Origin of the sequence: Agathobacter ruminis, from assembly GCF_002735305.1 — a bacterium.
Classification (GTDB): domain Bacteria; phylum Bacillota; class Clostridia; order Lachnospirales; family Lachnospiraceae; genus Roseburia; species Roseburia ruminis.
In genome coordinates, this window is sequence record NZ_PDYG01000134.1 from 104,013 (window position 1) to 119,785 (window position 15,773).

The 15,773-nt window shown below is 43.3% G+C and carries 15 protein-coding genes; 9 read left to right on the top strand and 6 right to left on the bottom strand.

The genetic code is table 11. The features are described 5' to 3' along the window. The first annotated feature begins 86 nt into the window (after window positions 1–86). The 8 genes from pncB (at window position 87) to CSX02_RS12635 (ending at window position 6,288) form a co-directional block, all read left to right on the top strand. Complete coding sequence (pncB, locus tag CSX02_RS12600; protein WP_099386934.1) at window positions 87–1,316, top strand: nicotinate phosphoribosyltransferase; 1,230 nt, start codon at window positions 87–89, stop codon at window positions 1,314–1,316. Window positions 1,317–1,332: 16 nt separating this feature from the next. Then, entirely contained in the window at window positions 1,333–1,989 is a 657-nt protein-coding gene (locus tag CSX02_RS12605; protein WP_099386935.1) for a PilZ domain-containing protein, read from the top strand. Further along, window positions 1,986–2,801: a TrmH family RNA methyltransferase gene (locus CSX02_RS12610; RefSeq protein ID WP_099386936.1), complete on the top strand. Its 816-nt coding sequence runs from the start codon at window positions 1,986–1,988 to the stop codon at window positions 2,799–2,801. The genes CSX02_RS12605 and CSX02_RS12610 overlap by 4 nt, the downstream gene beginning before the upstream one ends. 193 nt (window positions 2,802–2,994) lie before the next feature. After that, window positions 2,995–3,411 (top strand): hypothetical protein, encoded by a 417-nt coding sequence (locus tag CSX02_RS12615; protein WP_099386937.1) that lies wholly within the window; start codon window positions 2,995–2,997, stop codon window positions 3,409–3,411. Between the two features lie 2 nt (window positions 3,412–3,413). After that, window positions 3,414–4,229, top strand: a complete 816-nt coding sequence (locus CSX02_RS12620; protein ID WP_099386938.1) for a hypothetical protein — start codon at window positions 3,414–3,416, stop codon at window positions 4,227–4,229. 202 nt (window positions 4,230–4,431) lie between these two features. After that, on the top strand, window positions 4,432–4,920 hold the full coding sequence (locus CSX02_RS12625; RefSeq protein WP_143248194.1) for a hypothetical protein: 489 nt from the start codon (window positions 4,432–4,434) through the stop codon (window positions 4,918–4,920). Between the two features lie 4 nt (window positions 4,921–4,924). Then, window positions 4,925–5,554 (top strand): ATP-binding cassette domain-containing protein, encoded by a 630-nt coding sequence (locus tag CSX02_RS12630; RefSeq protein WP_099386940.1) that lies wholly within the window; start codon window positions 4,925–4,927, stop codon window positions 5,552–5,554. Continuing rightward, entirely contained in the window at window positions 5,551–6,288 is a 738-nt protein-coding gene (locus CSX02_RS12635; RefSeq protein WP_099386941.1) for a hypothetical protein, read from the top strand. Before CSX02_RS12630 ends, CSX02_RS12635 begins: the two co-directional genes overlap by 4 nt. On the opposite strand, the gene CSX02_RS12640 is transcribed toward CSX02_RS12635, so the two are convergent. Then, window positions 6,285–6,632 carry a hydrogenase maturation nickel metallochaperone HypA gene (locus CSX02_RS12640; RefSeq protein WP_099386942.1) on the bottom strand — a complete coding sequence of 116 codons (348 nt, stop codon included), beginning with the start codon at window positions 6,630–6,632 and terminating at the stop codon, window positions 6,285–6,287. The two genes, CSX02_RS12635 and CSX02_RS12640, sit on opposite strands and share 4 nt — an antisense overlap. A 12-nt stretch (window positions 6,633–6,644) precedes the next feature. After that, on the bottom strand, window positions 6,645–9,410 hold the full coding sequence (locus CSX02_RS12645) for an FAD-dependent oxidoreductase (protein ID WP_099386943.1): 2,766 nt from the start codon (window positions 9,408–9,410) through the stop codon (window positions 6,645–6,647). Between the two features lie 780 nt (window positions 9,411–10,190). Between CSX02_RS12645 and CSX02_RS12655 the strand changes: the two genes are divergently transcribed. After that, window positions 10,191–10,712: an NUDIX domain-containing protein gene (locus tag CSX02_RS12655; protein WP_099386945.1), complete on the top strand. Its 522-nt coding sequence runs from the start codon at window positions 10,191–10,193 to the stop codon at window positions 10,710–10,712. 69 nt (window positions 10,713–10,781) lie between these two features. Here CSX02_RS12655 and CSX02_RS12660 read toward each other — a convergent pair whose 3' ends face one another. From CSX02_RS12660 to murC, 4 genes are all read right to left on the bottom strand, one after another. Further along, window positions 10,782–11,969 (bottom strand): ribose-phosphate pyrophosphokinase, encoded by a 1,188-nt coding sequence (locus CSX02_RS12660; protein ID WP_031543670.1) that lies wholly within the window; start codon window positions 11,967–11,969, stop codon window positions 10,782–10,784. Window positions 11,970–12,016: 47 nt separating this feature from the next. After that, window positions 12,017–13,003, bottom strand: a complete 987-nt coding sequence (locus tag CSX02_RS12665; RefSeq protein WP_099386946.1) for an ATP-binding protein — start codon at window positions 13,001–13,003, stop codon at window positions 12,017–12,019. Window positions 13,004–13,017: 14 nt separating this feature from the next. Next, window positions 13,018–14,082, bottom strand: coding sequence for a DnaD domain protein (locus tag CSX02_RS12670; RefSeq protein WP_099386947.1), 1,065 nt, complete (start codon window positions 14,080–14,082; stop codon window positions 13,018–13,020). A gap of 295 nt (window positions 14,083–14,377) precedes the next feature. Beyond that, window positions 14,378–15,760 (bottom strand): UDP-N-acetylmuramate--L-alanine ligase, encoded by a 1,383-nt coding sequence (murC, locus tag CSX02_RS12675; protein WP_099386948.1) that lies wholly within the window; start codon window positions 15,758–15,760, stop codon window positions 14,378–14,380. Window positions 15,761–15,773: the final 13 nt, after the last annotated feature.

The window sequence follows — 15,773 nt, forward strand, 5'->3', positions numbered from 1 at the left end:
CATTTGGCGGCTCCTTTTTGGTTGTGAAAATGGGGGCAGGAGTGATAAAATAGGAGAATAAAGGACGAAACAAGAAGGGCGGAATTATGAAACCGATTATTACAAGTCTGTTGGAGACAGATGCATACAAATTTTCGATGGGGCAGGCAATTTATCACCAGTTTAGTGATTACAAGACGACATGGAGCTTCAAGTGCCGCAATCAGGGCGTCACATTTACGCCGGAGATGGTGGAAGAGATTCGCACGCAAATTCAGCACTACTGCAGTTTGCGATTTACGGAAGATGAGCTGGCCTATTTGAATAATATTACCTGGATTAAGGGCTCGTATATTGATTTTCTGAGATTATGGCAACCACGCTATGAAGACTTTGAGATTTCAAACGAGGGACCGTGCGGCCTGAATATCGAGACGAGAGGAACCTGGCTGAATACTTCGATGTATGAGATTGCGACATTGGCGATTGTCAATGAAGTTTATTTCAGAATGGCCTATGACTATGAGGATTTGTTTGAGAGTTTCAAAAATCGTTTGCAGGCCAAAATTGAGAAACTGGAAAAAGGAGAGTATGTGGCAGGTGCGTTCAGTGAGTTTGGACTGCGCAGAAGACTCTCTGCGGAGGCACAGGATCTGGCAGTGGCAGCTTTGAAAGCGGCGGATTTTGGCGCCGGAGATTCAAAGTTTGTCGGAACCAGCAATGTGTATCTGGCAAAAAAGCATGGCGTGACTCCGGTCGGAACCATGGCGCATGAGTGGATTATGTGTGTGGGACAGGGCAATCATAAGCACAATCCGGCATATTCCAACTGGTATGCATTGGATGCATGGGTTAAAGAATATGGGGTGCTCAATGGAACCGCATTGACGGATTGCATCACGACAGATTGTTTCCTGAAGGATTTTCAGCTGACCTTTGCGACACTTTTCAGTGGCGTGCGTCATGACAGTGGTGATCCAATCGCCTGGGGCGAAAAGATGATTGCGCATTATGAATCTTTGGGCATTGATCCGCAGACAAAGACGTTGCTTTTTTCGGATAGCCTGAATCTGGAAAAAGCGTCCGCAATTTATCGGCATTTCAAAGGACGCGTTCGTGTTGCTTTTGGAATCGGAACATATTTTGCAAATGATACCAAGGTTGATGCGCTCAATATTGTAATGAAGACAACCAGCTGTAATGGGATGGATGTGGCGAAAATCTCTGATGTGGAAGGCAAGGGAATGTGCAAAAACCCGGATTATATCCATTATCTGGAGCGCTGCATAGAGTGGCGCATGAAAAATGACAATGGAAACAATTCGCTTCATGTTTGATTAAAAGGGGAAGATTATGCGTATTGATGAAATTCGCCATGGAACAGTGGTGAATCTGGAAATGGTAAAGGATGAGAAAGTCTATGAAGTTGCAACCACAGCGGTTGGAACGCATGAGGACAAAATCCTGTTGCGCCCGTTTGTCTATAAAGGACAGGTGCTGGATCTGGGCAATAAGGGATTCAAAGGAATATCTTTCAATATTTATTGCGATGATCCGGAAGGCAATCGCGTGGCATGGAAATCAGTTCGCATTCGCATGGTAGAATATCGGGGGAATCATTATTACGCGGTAGAAGCAACACATTTTCACGCATTATCGGTGCGTGCAGAGCGGCGCAAGCAAATGCGTGCACCGGTCAATATCTCCGGATATCTGGTGTGCGAATCCGCAGCGGTTGAGAGTATTGTCAATATTCGTGACATCAGTGATACCGGAATCGCTGTGATTTCCAAGCACCGGTTGCCAATCCGTGGAATCCGTTGCGAAGTGCAATTTTCTGATTATGTAAACGGAACCGATTATGAACTGCAGGTTGAATGCAGATGTGTACGTGAAGAAGAATTGCCAAAAGGAGAATATCTGTATGGCTGTGCAATTTCGGATGCATCGCACGAGATGCTGAGCTATGTATATATTCAAAAAATATTGGAAAGGTCTGCAAAAAGATGAATATCATAGAGATAGACCGCTTGGATACACCTGAAATGGAGGTCTATTCCGGGCTAAATGAAGCACAATTAGCGCATTACTATGAGCCGGATTTGGGACTTTTTATCGCAGAGAGTCCCAATGTGATTCTGCGTGCGCTCGAAGGCGGATATGAAGCAGAATCTGTTTTGTGTGAAAAAAGATATCTCGAAGGAGAAACCAGACAGTTGGTGGATCGACTCGGAGAGGTTCCGGTATATGTGGCGCCGATCGAGCTGCTAAAGCAAATAACGGGATATGGCATGACACGCGGGCTACTTTGTGCCATGCGGCGGCGTAAACATCCGGATGTGGCGGAACTGATCAAAGATATGCGACGCATTGTAATCCTCGAGGATGTCGTGAATCCAACCAATGTAGGCGCGATTTTTCGTTCCGCTGCTGCATTGAATATGGATGCGGTGCTTTTGACCGGACCGTGTGCAGATCCGCTTTATCGCAGGGCAAGTCGCGTGAGTATGGGAACCGTATTTCAGATTCCATGGACTTATCTGCAGGCAGACTGGCCTAAGAATGGCATGCAGCAGTTGAGAAAATTGGGATTTAAGACAGTCGCAATGGCGCTCCGGAATGATTCGGTCAGCATCACGGATGACAAACTAAAAGCAGAAGAAAAGCTTGCGATTATCATGGGCACGGAAGGCGCAGGCCTGCGTTCGGAAACCATTGTAGCTTGCGATTATACCGTCAAAATCCCAATGTCACATCAGGTGGATTCTCTGAATGTGGCAGCTGCATCAGCGATTGCATTCTGGGAGCTTGCAGGGAAATGACATGAATGATCTGCATTGACTTTACATTTTTTCGAGGTTATAATACAAACATAAATTCGTTTATGGGGACAAATCGAGTGTGAAATAATAATTTTTCTGAATGTATATCTATGTTATCACTATCACTATCACTATCTCTATCTCTATCTCTATCTCTATTTCTCCCCTAGCTATATTTTTAAAGGAGGGTTTTATGAAACGATTTATTGCAAAGGCGTCAGCGATGGTGCTTGTATTTTTGATGTCCGCAACAACTGTTCATGCGTTACCAACATCATTTAGAGGAACTGTTTACTTGAAGCTAGATCAAAAGTGGATAAGGACTTCAACGCAAGAAAGATCGGGAAAGCGGAGCTTTGGAAGAGCGCGTACATATGCGGTCTATCCGGCTGATAATTCAAAAGATACATTCGAAAAAATGCAGACACAGCTGTACAATCAAGAAAAAGGGATACCTATTTCGAGTGTTTATGTATTGTCTGAATTGGAGGGATTTCGAGATATAAAAGTTTGGGAAGGCTATCTGGATGCGAAAAGAGTATATTTTATGGTTAGGGGAAACAAGCCGAAGTACGATGCATATGCAGATTTTTATGGAACAGGAAATTAAAAATGAAAGAGGCAATTATTAGATTATTTGAGCGTAGAATGACGCGAATTGCGTTTGTTATTTATTGCGCATTTATTACCGTTCATTATGTTTCAACGATGATTTATTATTATGGAATGGATGTGTGGAAAGTTCCAATTCCTGCGCTGTTGACATTGTGTACGGATATGTCGACATATGGGTATTATTTTATTCAAATGTTTCCGGTTATTGCTGTGGTGCCAGGAGCTTTTTTGTTTATGGCAGATTGGAAAAGTCGTGAAATTGTATATTTGCAGGCACGAAGTGGAAGAAAGAAATATGTCTGGAATACGGTTGCAGCGTGCTTTTGGGGAACAATTATATTTTATGCGATTCCGATGCTGGTGCAGCTTTTCATGTTTTGTATTATGATTCCGTCCGGTGCTCGTCATAATTTAATGCTGAGCGAGCCATATAATAGAGAATATCTTTCGTTGACGGAGCGTTATCTTTTTCCGGATTTGTACAATTATAATGTGACCTTATATATGGTGGCTATGATATTACTTTTTTCAATCCTGACAGCGATATTGGCATGTTTTGCGTTGCTTTTGTCGATGATCATTCGATATTATTACACCATTTTGGTCTTTTTACCGGTCTATTTGCTATTGATGGGAGGCGTTTGGCTGAAAGAAATTGTGAAATTGCCATTTGAAACAAATTATTATTTTTATTTAAATTTCCTGGAATCAATAGACGAACGAATCTATCCATTGATTGGGTTTGTGTTGATATTGTGTATCCTCAATCTATTGATGACGCTCTTTGTCATAAGGCGTGATGAGGTGATTTAGATTGTTTGAGCGGGTAAATTATTTTGCAATGTCTTCCTTTGCAATTTTTGAAGGCAAATTTATCGATTTCTTTTTTTGCTATGCACACATATTACTGATTCAGGTGATATTTGGCATTTTCATTTATCGACATTTTTGTTCGTCGAGCGCATATTACTTTACACGAGTGAACAATCGTAGAGTCTGGTGGTTACATGAATGTATGCGTTTGCTTGTACGTATATTTCTGGTGATGCTGGCTTTTTTGTGCCTGATCTGTATCATCCCGCTTTTACGGGGAGATATTGATTTGCCTGGAGTTATTCTGGCTTTCTATTACTGGATTATTTATGGGCTGTGGACATATGCCATGACATGCATGATTAACATTCTGGCGATTACATTTGGCAGTTATGTATCATTTGTGATTGTAACAGGATTTCAATTTTTTTGGCTGGTTATGTTTTTGCCGGTCAAAACGACCATTTTTCACAATAAAATCTTATTGCATACGAATCCACTGTCGCACTTGATTTTTGATTGGCATAGCAGTATCTGGAATGATTTGAATCTGCTTATAAATGAAGAGGAATTGGCCTTTGATTTGAATGAGTCGGTAATTTTTATGTTTGTGTTGGCACTGTTGCTTACATTGATAGGAATGGAAGTGGTGCAGCGGGTAGAATTTGTGAAGTTAAACAGGGAGGAATAGATATATGATATTGCGTGCTGATAATCTTGTGAAAAAGATAAAAGGCAAAACAATTTTAGATCATATCAGTATAGAGTTCGAGTCCGGAAAAGTCTATGGCATTGTTGGACGAAACGGCTCAGGAAAAACCATGCTTTTTCGCGCCTTATCGGGATTGATGAAATGCGATGAAGGAGCAGTATATCTGGATGACCAACAATTGGGAAAGGATTTTCCGGTATTACCGGATCTTGGTATCGTCATTGAAAATGCCGGATTGTATCCGGAATATTCAGGAAAGAAAAATCTGAAATTGTTGTCTGCGTTGAAGGGTAAAATATCTGATGAAGAGATTGAAGAAGCAATTCGCAGAGTTGGTTTGGACCCAAATGACAAACGCCCTGTTCGTAAATATTCTCTTGGAATGAAACAGCGTATTGTGATTGCGCAGGCAATTATGGAGCATCCGATGATTTTTATGCTGGATGAGCCGACAAATGCCATTGACGAGAATGGAGTAAAAGAGTTGCGCAAACTAATCGAGCAGGAACGACAGAGAGGAGCAATGGTTTTGCTTGCAAGTCATAGCAAAGAAGACATTGAACTGTTGGCCGATGTAGTGATTCATATGAATGAGGGGAAGATAATCTCATGAAAAAATATTTGTTTTATTCAATACCGTTTTTGGTAGTGATGCTTGTGACAGGGTTGATTTGCAGATTCTCGATTCATCAAACCAATCTTGATGATTATAACGTGGCATTTATCTGGGAACAGGAAAAAGACGAGTCCGATGATGCAAAAGAGGAATCAAGTTTTAATTTGGTGGATAATGTGATAGAGGTTTGGCAAGAGGATCTCAATCCGGAGATGACGCCATATGTTTTTACAGCGACATGTCTTTCTGAGCCGGTTGTGGATGCCTGCGTAGTTGACCAATTGGTTCGTGTGGAAAAGGTAATTTCAGGAGATGATGTCACCGAGGGAGAAGAGTTTTATCTTTCCAGCTATAATGTTGGTTTGATGGGAGATGCGGAAACAGAACATGAGCTGAACAGGGCGGTGACTTCGCTCAACATGGGATTTACCAATTTTATGAAAGTTGGGAAAGAGTATTTGGTATTTGTGCAGTATTTTTCTTATTCCCATGAGTTAAAAAAACAATTTGCCATTACAGGAGAAGCTCTTGCGACGACTTATTTCGCATTAGAGGATGATAAGTGTGAGCCGGTATCGAAGGCACAGGTGGTGGACGACGAAACAGGCCATTATGTGAAATATTCAGATGTGAAGGATTATGAATATTTTGTCGGTTCTGAGGAAATTAAAAAGAAACTTTATGATGAGAAACATAAGATTATTGAAAAATATCTGAGGGATGCTTTTTAGCATCCCTCTATTTCTTTTATATTAAATTCATTTCCCTGTAGCAAATAGGTCTTTTTGCTTCCGCAATGCGGGCAGGTTTTACCAAATTCAACGGTGGGATATTCCTGCTGACAATCTTCACAGAAGGTGACAGCAGGAATGGTCTCCACGATTAATTTGGCTGTTTTCATATGCTCGGATTTTTTGAGCACGGCCCAGTTCCACACATCATGCAGATAATCTTCGATGACTGTGGATACTTCGCCGAGTTCTAAGGTCACAGAGGAAATCTCTGTGAGATCATTCTCGACACAGATTTCCTCCACTTGTTTGATTACATGAAATACAACACCTAATTCGTGCACAATGAATTCTCCTTATTTGGTCTTGCGGACGAACGGACGCGCAAGCTTTTGCTTTAAGCCGTTGCCAAGTACATATTTTAATTTGTCTTCGCTCTTACGCATCACACTTGCACGAGGCAGGTCACGCTCCAGATGAATTGCATCAAATTCGCACTTGGTGGTGCAGATTCCGCATCCAACACACTGGTTCTCATCTACAATGGTTGCACCACATCCGAGACAACGCTTGGTCTCAATCTGAATCTGCTCTTCTGTCAGCGTACATGCTGCTGAACGGAAGCTGTCTTTTCCCACACCCGGCTTGGTTGCAGGTCTTTGACGCTTGGAATTATCATAATTTTCAACCAGAATATCTTCCTTATCCAACTCGACATAGTAATGTGGATCACGACCGATGGTCAATGAAGAATGTGGCTGTACGAAGCGATGGATGGAAATGGCTCCTTCCTTGCCGGCTGCAATTGCATCGATTGCGAATTTCGGTCCGGAATAAACATCACCACCGACAAAGATATCAGGCACACGGGTCTGATAGGTTACTTTGTCCGCAACCGGATAATTGCCATGCCAGAATTCTACATCTTCTCCGTCGAGAAGACCGCCCCATTCGATTGCCTGTCCGACTGAAAGCAGGATATTTGAGCAAGGAATGGTCATAGTATCATTCTCGTCATACTGTGGATTGAATCGTCCGTCAGCATCCTTGACACTGGTACACTTCTTGAATACAATTCCGGTTACATTGCCGTTTTCGGTGAGGATTTCCTTTGGTCCCCAGCCGCCCTGGATGAGAATGTCTTCGCTTTCGGCAATTTCGATTTCATCCGGAGATGCCGGCATGATATCACGGGTCTCAAGAGATACCTGATGTACTTTTGGAGATCCGCAACGGATTGCAGAGCGTGATACATCGATTGCAACGTTTCCGCCACCGATGACCACGGTATCACCGTTTAATTTATAATCTTCGTTTTCTGTTGTGATATGAAGGAATTCAACACCGGTCATAACACCGTTTGCGTCTTCTCCCGGGACTCCAACCTTGCGGCCGCCCTGGCATCCGATTCCGATATAGAATGCTTTGTAGCCCTGTTCACGGAGCTGTGCGATGGTGATATCTTTTCCGACTTCGACACCGCACTTGAATTCAACACCCATTTCTTTTAATACATCGATTTCTGCCTGTACGATATCCTTTTCCAAAACAAAGGAAGGGATACCATAGACAACCATACCACCCGGCTGTGCATTCTTCTCGAATACGGTAGGCTTGTAACCTTTTTCAGCCAGATAGAATGCGCAGGAAAGTCCGGCAGGACCGGCACCGATGACTGCGATTTTCTCTGTGAATTCACCCTTTAAGGATGGCACTACCTTCTTTGGAATGTAGCGTGTATCTGCATTCAAATCCTGCATTGCGATGAATTTCTTGATTTCATCGATGGATACCGCTTCGTCGATGGTTCCGCGTGTACATGCATCTTCGCAGCGGCGGTTACATACATAACCGCAAATTGCAGGAAGCGGATTGTTCTTCTTGATCAAAGCAAGTGCATCCTGATATCTGCCCTGTGATGCCATCTTGATATAACCCTGTACTGCAATATGTGCAGGACAAGCGGTTTTACATGGAGCAGTTCCGGTTTCGTGCGTGTTGATACGGTTCTTGTCACGATAATCCTCGGTCCACATTTCCGGACCCCACTTTTTTTCGGCAGGAAGCGGCATTTTTGGATATTTCACCTGGCTGCCGTCCTTCTTGCATAATTTCTGTCCCAATGTGACAGCACCGGCCGGGCAATATTCTACACAGCGTCCGCAGGCAACACAGTTTTCGGTGTTGACATGTGCCACATAAGCAGAACGAGACATGTTTGGTGTGTTGAAAAGCTGAGAAGTACGAAGTGCATAGCATACATTGACATTACAGTTACAAATCGCAAAAATCTTGTTTTCGCCATCGATGTTGGTAATCTGATGAACGAAACCATTGTCCTCAGCCTGCTTCATGATAGCAAGTGCTTCTTCTCTTGTGATATAGCGACCGCCTTTATTGGTCTCAACAACGTAATCAGCCATATCGCCGACTGCAATACACCAGCCTTCCGGGTCATCTGCACAACCTTCATCGAAGGTCTTGCGTGACTGACGGCAGGAACATGGGCTTGCGGCATATTTGCCATCATATTTGTCAAGCCAGTGTGAGATGTGCTCAACAGAAACAGATTCGTTTTCCATCTCAATTGCTTTCTCCACCGGGATTACATGCATCCCGATTCCGGCACCGCCAAGCGGAACCATCGGAGTGATTTTCTCGAGTGGAAGTCGACTCATGCGCTCGAAGAAACGACCTTCTTCAGGATGAGCAGCCAGTACATCTGCATTCATGTTTGCAAATTCTGCAGCACCCGGTACATACATTGGGAGGATCCACTGCTTTTCATGCTTTTCGTTTTCCCAGTTGTACTCGATGATACCCACTTCAGACATTTTGTCTAACTGCTCGAGCAGGTATGCCTCGTCGAGCCCTGTCAGTTTCTTCATGTCCTCAAGCGTGCGAGGTTTACGCTTTTTCATCTTGATGGCAATTTCTGCCTGCTCGTCCGTAATCAATGGAGCGATACCCCAATATTCCGGAGATTCTTTTGTGATTTTTTCTTTTCCAAGCAAGATTTCAGCTCGGTCTGTTACGACCTTACCGAGACGAATGATCGCGTCTCTTGCCGGTTCGTCATTCTTGACGGTGTCTGGTACATATCCACCTAATGGATCAGCCATATTCAATCCCTCTCTTTCCCTTTTCTAGGACAAATGCTCTATATAAATTATGGTTATAAAATCCCTTATAAAAATTTTAACATGGTTTAACTAGGGGTGTCAAAAGCTTCTTCCCAGTTTCCGTGTTCTTTTCTTGGTGCAACCAAAACCCCTATAAACACTGACTTTAGCCCTGTTTTTAAATGTAGATTTTCGTTAGTGGAAACTAATTCCACGAAATAGTTTCCACTAACAAACATGATTTTCGATTTACAGCTCCCCAAATCGCTTGCTCCATGCCCGCCGCCCGTGCCTGCCCATCTCTGCCCCTCCCTTCACTCACGGCATTCAAAGGCAAGATTCTCAACAAAGCCGCGCACAGCTTCTTTGATTGAGGTTGTTCTTTCAACTATTTGCACTTCTCCGCACTGTCTTTTCCACGCAAACACCCGAAAGTCCTGATTCCTTTCCTGGTTCATATCAATTTGAAACACTTCAAGGTGTTTGCGATGAAAAGACAGTTTGTCGAAGTGCAAAATCGGTGAAAGTACAACCTCTTGAAGCAGTGCGTACGGTTTTGGAGAATCTAAGCCTTATCGCCGAACGAGTGAAGGGAGGGGCAGAGACGGGCAGGCACGGGCGGTGGGCATACGACAGGCGGGATAGGAGCTGTGAATCGGAAACTAGGTAATTAGCCTTATTTTTGAGGAAACGCATTTACATTGAATTGTCAATCAATTATAATTTTTACAAATTAATATCCGTCAATTAGAGCTGAATGTGTCACATAGGAGAGATGATATGGAAACACTGTTTACGCTGGATAAGAAGGATTACAGCCCGGATATGCCGATTCAGGAACGCCATGCCGTACGCGGAATCATAGAGCGCGACGGCAAGTTCATTATGCAACAAAGCAAAGAGGGGGATTTCAAAATACCCGGCGGCGGAATCGAACCGGGTGAGACGCATGTACAGGCATTGGCACGGGAAGTACGGGAAGAAGTCGGATTGCTGGTGATTCCGGAATCGGTTCGTCCCATTGGTGAGATTGTGGAGAAGCGGAGAGACATTTTTGATCCGACTCGGACCTATATTGCACATTCCTATTTCTATGCATGTGATGTGGGGGAACAGTCTGTAGAACCACAGATGACGGAGAGCGAATTGCGGCTGGGATATCATCCGGTATGGGAAGATTTAGAGCAGATTATCGAAACCAATGATCGTTTTCTGAATCAGGATTGGCAGAAACGAGATCATCTTTTCATGAGATGGATGAGAGATCGCAGAGAGAAGAGAATAGAATTGAAAGCGGAATAAAAAAATGGAGCGTACCCTGTACGCTCCTTTATGTTTTGTCCCTTGTTAGACTAGATAATAGCAATATTATTAGCGGTTGTTACCGGTTTCTTCATTGTAACGGGTAACTGCATTGTGAATACGATCGGAAGGATCAAGCAGATCGCTGATAGAAACATCATGATTCAATGCATCGATGATATAGGCAATATATTTGCTCATGTCACAATTGATATAGTAATCCTTGGAAAGCATTTCTTCGGTCTGATAGCAAAGGTTTGTTGTAACAACACGATAAATCAAGCCTTCTTCATGCGCTTTATCAAATGACTCCCAACCGTTGGTGAAGAGTCCGAAAGTAGCAACAACGAAAATGCGTCCTGCACCGCGCTTCTTTAATTCGCGCGCTGTATCAATCATACTTTCGCCGGAAGAAATCATATCATCAATAATCATGACATCTTTTCCGTTGATGTCGCTGCCGAGGAATTCGTGAGCGACAATCGGATTACGACCGTTGACAACCTTTGAGTAATCGCGTCTCTTGTAGAACATACCCATGTCTACACCAAGTACGCTGGCAAGGTAGATTGCACGGCTGGTTGCACCCTCATCAGGGGAAATAATCATCAAATGATCAGAATCGATTTTCAGATCCTTGACATTTTTCAGAATTCCCTTCATGAACTGATAAGAAGGCATTACATTTTCAAATCCATTGAGTGGAATTGCATTTACGACACGAGGGTCATGTGCATCGAAGGTAATGATATTATCGACACCGATTGATACAAGTTCTTTTAATGCCAATGGGCAATCAAGAGACTCTCTTGCGGTGCGTCGATGCTGACGACTTTCATATAAGAATGGAAGGATGACGGTGATTCTGCGAGCTTTTCCACCAATGGCGGCAATGATTCGCTTCAAATCTGCCCAGTGATCATCCGGAGACATATGATTTTCATGACCAGATACAGAATAAGTAAGGCTATAGTTGGTTACATCAACCATAATATAAAGATCATATCCGCGTACTGACTGATTAATGACACATTTTGCTTCGCCGGTACCAAAGCGAGGGGTATATGGGCGAATAATATAGCTGTCTTTTGCGTAGTCTACAAATCCTGCTTCACTCTTGTGCTGATGGTTGCGTTTCTCTCTCCAGACAGTCAGATAACTGTCGACTTTCTCTGCCAGACCAATGCAGCTTTCTGTTGCAATCAAGCCCAGACGGCCTTGCGGCATGGTTTCCAGCATTCTTTCATCATTTGGCATGATATCATGTCCTCCATTAAAACTTTATTTTAGGCAAAGGGTTGGGGTTAGACCTTTTGCAATTTGCACTGAATTCGAATGTCATTGGCGGACAGCTTAATGATGTTATATGCGGAGCTGAGTCGTGATGCGATTCGCTCGCTGTATACATTAGCCAGATTGCCAAGATTTAAATTCGTTGAAATAATAGTAGACTTTTGACGCAGGATGCGTTCATTTATACATAAAAACAACTGAGATACGGTAAAACTGTTGGTTGTTTCCGTTCCCAAGTCATCAATAATCAATAAATCACAATCAAAAATATTTTTATTTGCTTCAATGGCATCGCTGTCCCGGTCGAAACGACTCCTGCTGAGGTTTTCAAACAGCATTGCAGCGGAAAAATAAATTACGGAATGTCCGCGATCGAGCAATTCTTTCGCTATGCAATTGGACAGAAATGTCTTTCCTGTACCGGTGTTACCCATCAATAACAGGTTGTTTGGCTGATTGCGGAATGTGTCCACAAACCTATGACATTCTGCCACGGCAGAGCGCATGTTGTCAAGTTCTGAAATGCCATTTTCAAAAGAATTTGGTGCATCTGAATAAAAATCATATCGCAGAGTCGAGAAATTTTCACGCGAAAGGATATGACTGAGATTGGATTGTGCATACACCTTATTCAGAATCGCCTGCTGAAGACAGTGACACTTCTTGCCGTTGATATATCCTGTGTCCTTACAATCAGGGCAGCTGTATACCGGTTCAAAGAAATCTTTGGAATAGCCGAGCGTGGAGAGGATGTCCTCTCTTTGCTGATGCATTTCTGCAATGATATTCTTCAAATCCGATACGGCATTCTGATCACCGTTTAACAGTCGACGGGCTGCAGCGACGGAATAGCGCGCAATGGAATCATCGATTTCTTTCAGGCGTGGATCCTTCTCGTATGCTTCGGCAATATGCTCCTCGGTTTTGTGACGGTTCGCAATCTGACGGCTGTCATAGTTGCGCATGATTTCATCATATTGAGAATTTGTCAATCCCATAGATTTGCCCCTTCTTATTGTGCGGTTGATTTAATCAACATCTTTTCCAATTGATCATAATCATTGTTGCGACCTTCGAAATTACTGAATTTGGTCGGTCGGATATTTTCACTGGCATTTACGGAAATCTTTTGTGCTTCGGAATGCTTTGCATCAAGTTTCTGTACATCTGCCAAAGTGTGAACATCATTCTTGAACCAGGTTTCCAGAATTTTATTGATATAGGAAAAGCTTGGCTCGTGGATTGCTTCAATGGTTCTGCGACATGCCTCTTCGATCAAAGGCAACTCGAAGTTCCATTCGTCGGTCCAGCGGTTTAAGTCAGCCAGCTCTGTCTTTGCCAGGTCACGACCGCGAATCCCCAATGCTTTCATCACGGTATAAACCGGCTTGCTTCTCGCACGGAATTGTTCGCGCGCCTGCTCGATGGTGACAATTCCTTCCTCGGCCCAGTTGATTGCAATGCGGTTCATATAGCGGAATGAGGTATGTCCCTTGCTGATGCAGGCCTCGGCCAGATACTCGATGAGCTCCGGTGCCAGTTGTAACTGATCGAACCAGAACAGGCAGAATTGTACATCCGTCTGTGTAATCGGTTTTTTCAAATAGCTTTCAATTACAAATAACAATTCACGGACTTCCGGATTGCGACGGAACTCTTCAACTTCGGTGACTGAATATTCGCGCGGCTGAGGCACGGAAACTGTCGGAACAGGTGTTGCCGGAACAGATGCTGCAGATACAGGCACTGTCTGAGCAGGTGCAGCCTGGGAAATTTCCTGTGTCAAAGGTAAAAGCGCAATCCCTGTCAATTGTCTGCGTTCATCCAGGTCAAGACGAATGACACCAACGCGGCTCCAGTAAAGCAATGCACGAGTGACATCATTTTCTGTGTGGTTAAAATAATCAGCGATGGCAGAGACACTGCACTCTTTGCTCGGATCATTTAAACTGCGCAAAAGATATAAATATACTTTTACGAATTCTCCATTGGCCTCCGGCATATACTGATCTAAAAAAATGTTTGAAATTCCGGTAAAGGACATTGCGCCTTCACTGTACAATTTCACACTCGCCATAACATACACTTCCTCTTTCTTTTAACTGAAACGAATTATATCACTTAAATTCAAAAAAGAGAAGAGCACAAATGCCAAAAAACGCAGTAAAATCAAGGGATTACAGCCCTTGTGAAGTCTGTGGATAATGTGGATAAATATCTTTTGAAAAACAATATTTTGATTAAATTTTAACGATAAAATGAGTAATAACAAGCACGGAAATCATTTTCGAAATCGTTTTCAAAGGACACAAAAAAATCCACAGATTTGGGAGGAAGATTTCCACCCCAAAACTGTGGATAATGTGGATATGTTATTTTTGGACGAGCTTCTCGCCAATTTCTACAACATTTCCGGCACCCATAGTTATCAACAGGTCGCCGTGCATACATTTTTTTTGCAAAAATTTTTCGATTTCTTCAAATGTAGGAAAATAGTACGATTCCGTACCGCATTCCTGAAGTCGCTTCAAAATATCCTCCGAAGAGATATTGTAAGTGTTCTTCTCGCGGGCTGCATAAATGTCTGCGAGCACAACCGTATCTGCGACAGAAAGCGCTTTCGCAAAATCATTGAGAAAGGCCTTTGTGCGGGAATAGGTATGCGGCTGAAAACAGACAATCAGTCTGTTGTGCGGATAATTCTGTGCTGCGGTCAAAGTGGCGCGAATCTCGGTTGGGTGATGTGCATAATCATCGATGACAGTGACGCCGTCAAAACTGCCTTTAAGCTGGAAACGGCGATCGGCACCGCCAAACTGCAATAATCCTTTTATGATGGATTCGGTGTCGATGCCAAGCGAGATGCAAAGTGCTGCTGCCGCAACGGCATTTGAAATATTGTGTTTTCCCGGTACAGATAATGCAATTTCAGCGATGGCCCGTCCCTGATGCATGAGCGTAAACTGACCGCAGGCCTTCTCGTCAAAACGGATATCTTCGGCATAATAGTCGGCCTTGTCATCCAGCCCGTATGTGATAATCTGCTGTGGCAAATCCTTTACGATTTCTTCATAATTGCAAATATCATGATTGATTAATGTGATACCGTCTGCTTTTGTATTTTGCGCAAACAGTCGGAACGAATGACGAATATCTGCAAGATCTTTAAAGAAGTCCATGTGGTCTTCTTCTATATTAAGAATCAGACTGTAACGCGGACGGAAATTCAAAAAGCTGTTTGTATATTCACAGGCTTCACTGAGAAAAATCTCTGATTTGCCGACGCGGATATTGCCGCCGATGGATTCAAGAATTCCTCCGACGGTGATGGTCGGATCTTTTTTTGCCTGCAAAAAGATTTCGCTGAGCATGGAGGTGGTTGTCGTCTTTCCGTGCGTTCCGGACACAGCAACTGAATTCTGATAATTATCCATGATCTGTCCGAGCAGCTGGGCTCTTGTCAGCATCGGAAGACCTGCTTCTTTTGCTGCAATAAATTCCGGATTGGTTTCGGAAATTGCTGCGGTATAAACAACAACATCCGTGTTATCTGCATCGATGTTTTCGGCGCACTGTCCAATCATGACTTTGGCGCCAAGTGCTTCTAAATGCTTTGTCAGTTCGGACTCTTTTGCATCCGAACCTGTGACGGTGAATCCTTCTTCCATCAAAATTTCAGCAAGACCGCTCATGCTGATTCCACCAATTCCCATAAAATGAATTGATACCGGTTTTTCAAAATCTATCTGATACATAATATGTTCCTTT

Excerpts from the sequence above, each read along its gene's own strand:
- pncB (WP_099386934.1), top strand. The coding sequence starts at position 87 with ATGAAACCGATTATTACAAGTCTGTTGGAGACAGATGCATACAAATTT.
- CSX02_RS12660 (WP_031543670.1), bottom strand. The coding sequence starts at position 11,969 with ATGCCAAATGATGAAAGAATGCTGGAAACCATGCCGCAAGGCCGTCTG.
- CSX02_RS12620 (WP_099386938.1), top strand. The coding sequence starts at position 3,414 with ATGAAAGAGGCAATTATTAGATTATTTGAGCGTAGAATGACGCGAATT.
- CSX02_RS12610 (WP_099386936.1), top strand. The coding sequence starts at position 1,986 with ATGAATATCATAGAGATAGACCGCTTGGATACACCTGAAATGGAGGTC.
- CSX02_RS12665 (WP_099386946.1), bottom strand. The coding sequence starts at position 13,003 with ATGGGATTGACAAATTCTCAATATGATGAAATCATGCGCAACTATGAC.
- CSX02_RS12670 (WP_099386947.1), bottom strand. The coding sequence starts at position 14,082 with ATGGCGAGTGTGAAATTGTACAGTGAAGGCGCAATGTCCTTTACCGGA.
- CSX02_RS12645 (WP_099386943.1), bottom strand. The coding sequence starts at position 9,410 with ATGGCTGATCCATTAGGTGGATATGTACCAGACACCGTCAAGAATGAC.
- CSX02_RS12635 (WP_099386941.1), top strand. The coding sequence starts at position 5,551 with ATGAAAAAATATTTGTTTTATTCAATACCGTTTTTGGTAGTGATGCTT.
- CSX02_RS12630 (WP_099386940.1), top strand. The coding sequence starts at position 4,925 with ATGATATTGCGTGCTGATAATCTTGTGAAAAAGATAAAAGGCAAAACA.
- CSX02_RS12625 (WP_143248194.1), top strand. The coding sequence starts at position 4,432 with ATGCGTTTGCTTGTACGTATATTTCTGGTGATGCTGGCTTTTTTGTGC.
- CSX02_RS12605 (WP_099386935.1), top strand. The coding sequence starts at position 1,333 with ATGCGTATTGATGAAATTCGCCATGGAACAGTGGTGAATCTGGAAATG.
- CSX02_RS12615 (WP_099386937.1), top strand. The coding sequence starts at position 2,995 with ATGAAACGATTTATTGCAAAGGCGTCAGCGATGGTGCTTGTATTTTTG.
- CSX02_RS12655 (WP_099386945.1), top strand. The coding sequence starts at position 10,191 with ATGGAAACACTGTTTACGCTGGATAAGAAGGATTACAGCCCGGATATG.
- murC (WP_099386948.1), bottom strand. The coding sequence starts at position 15,760 with ATGTATCAGATAGATTTTGAAAAACCGGTATCAATTCATTTTATGGGA.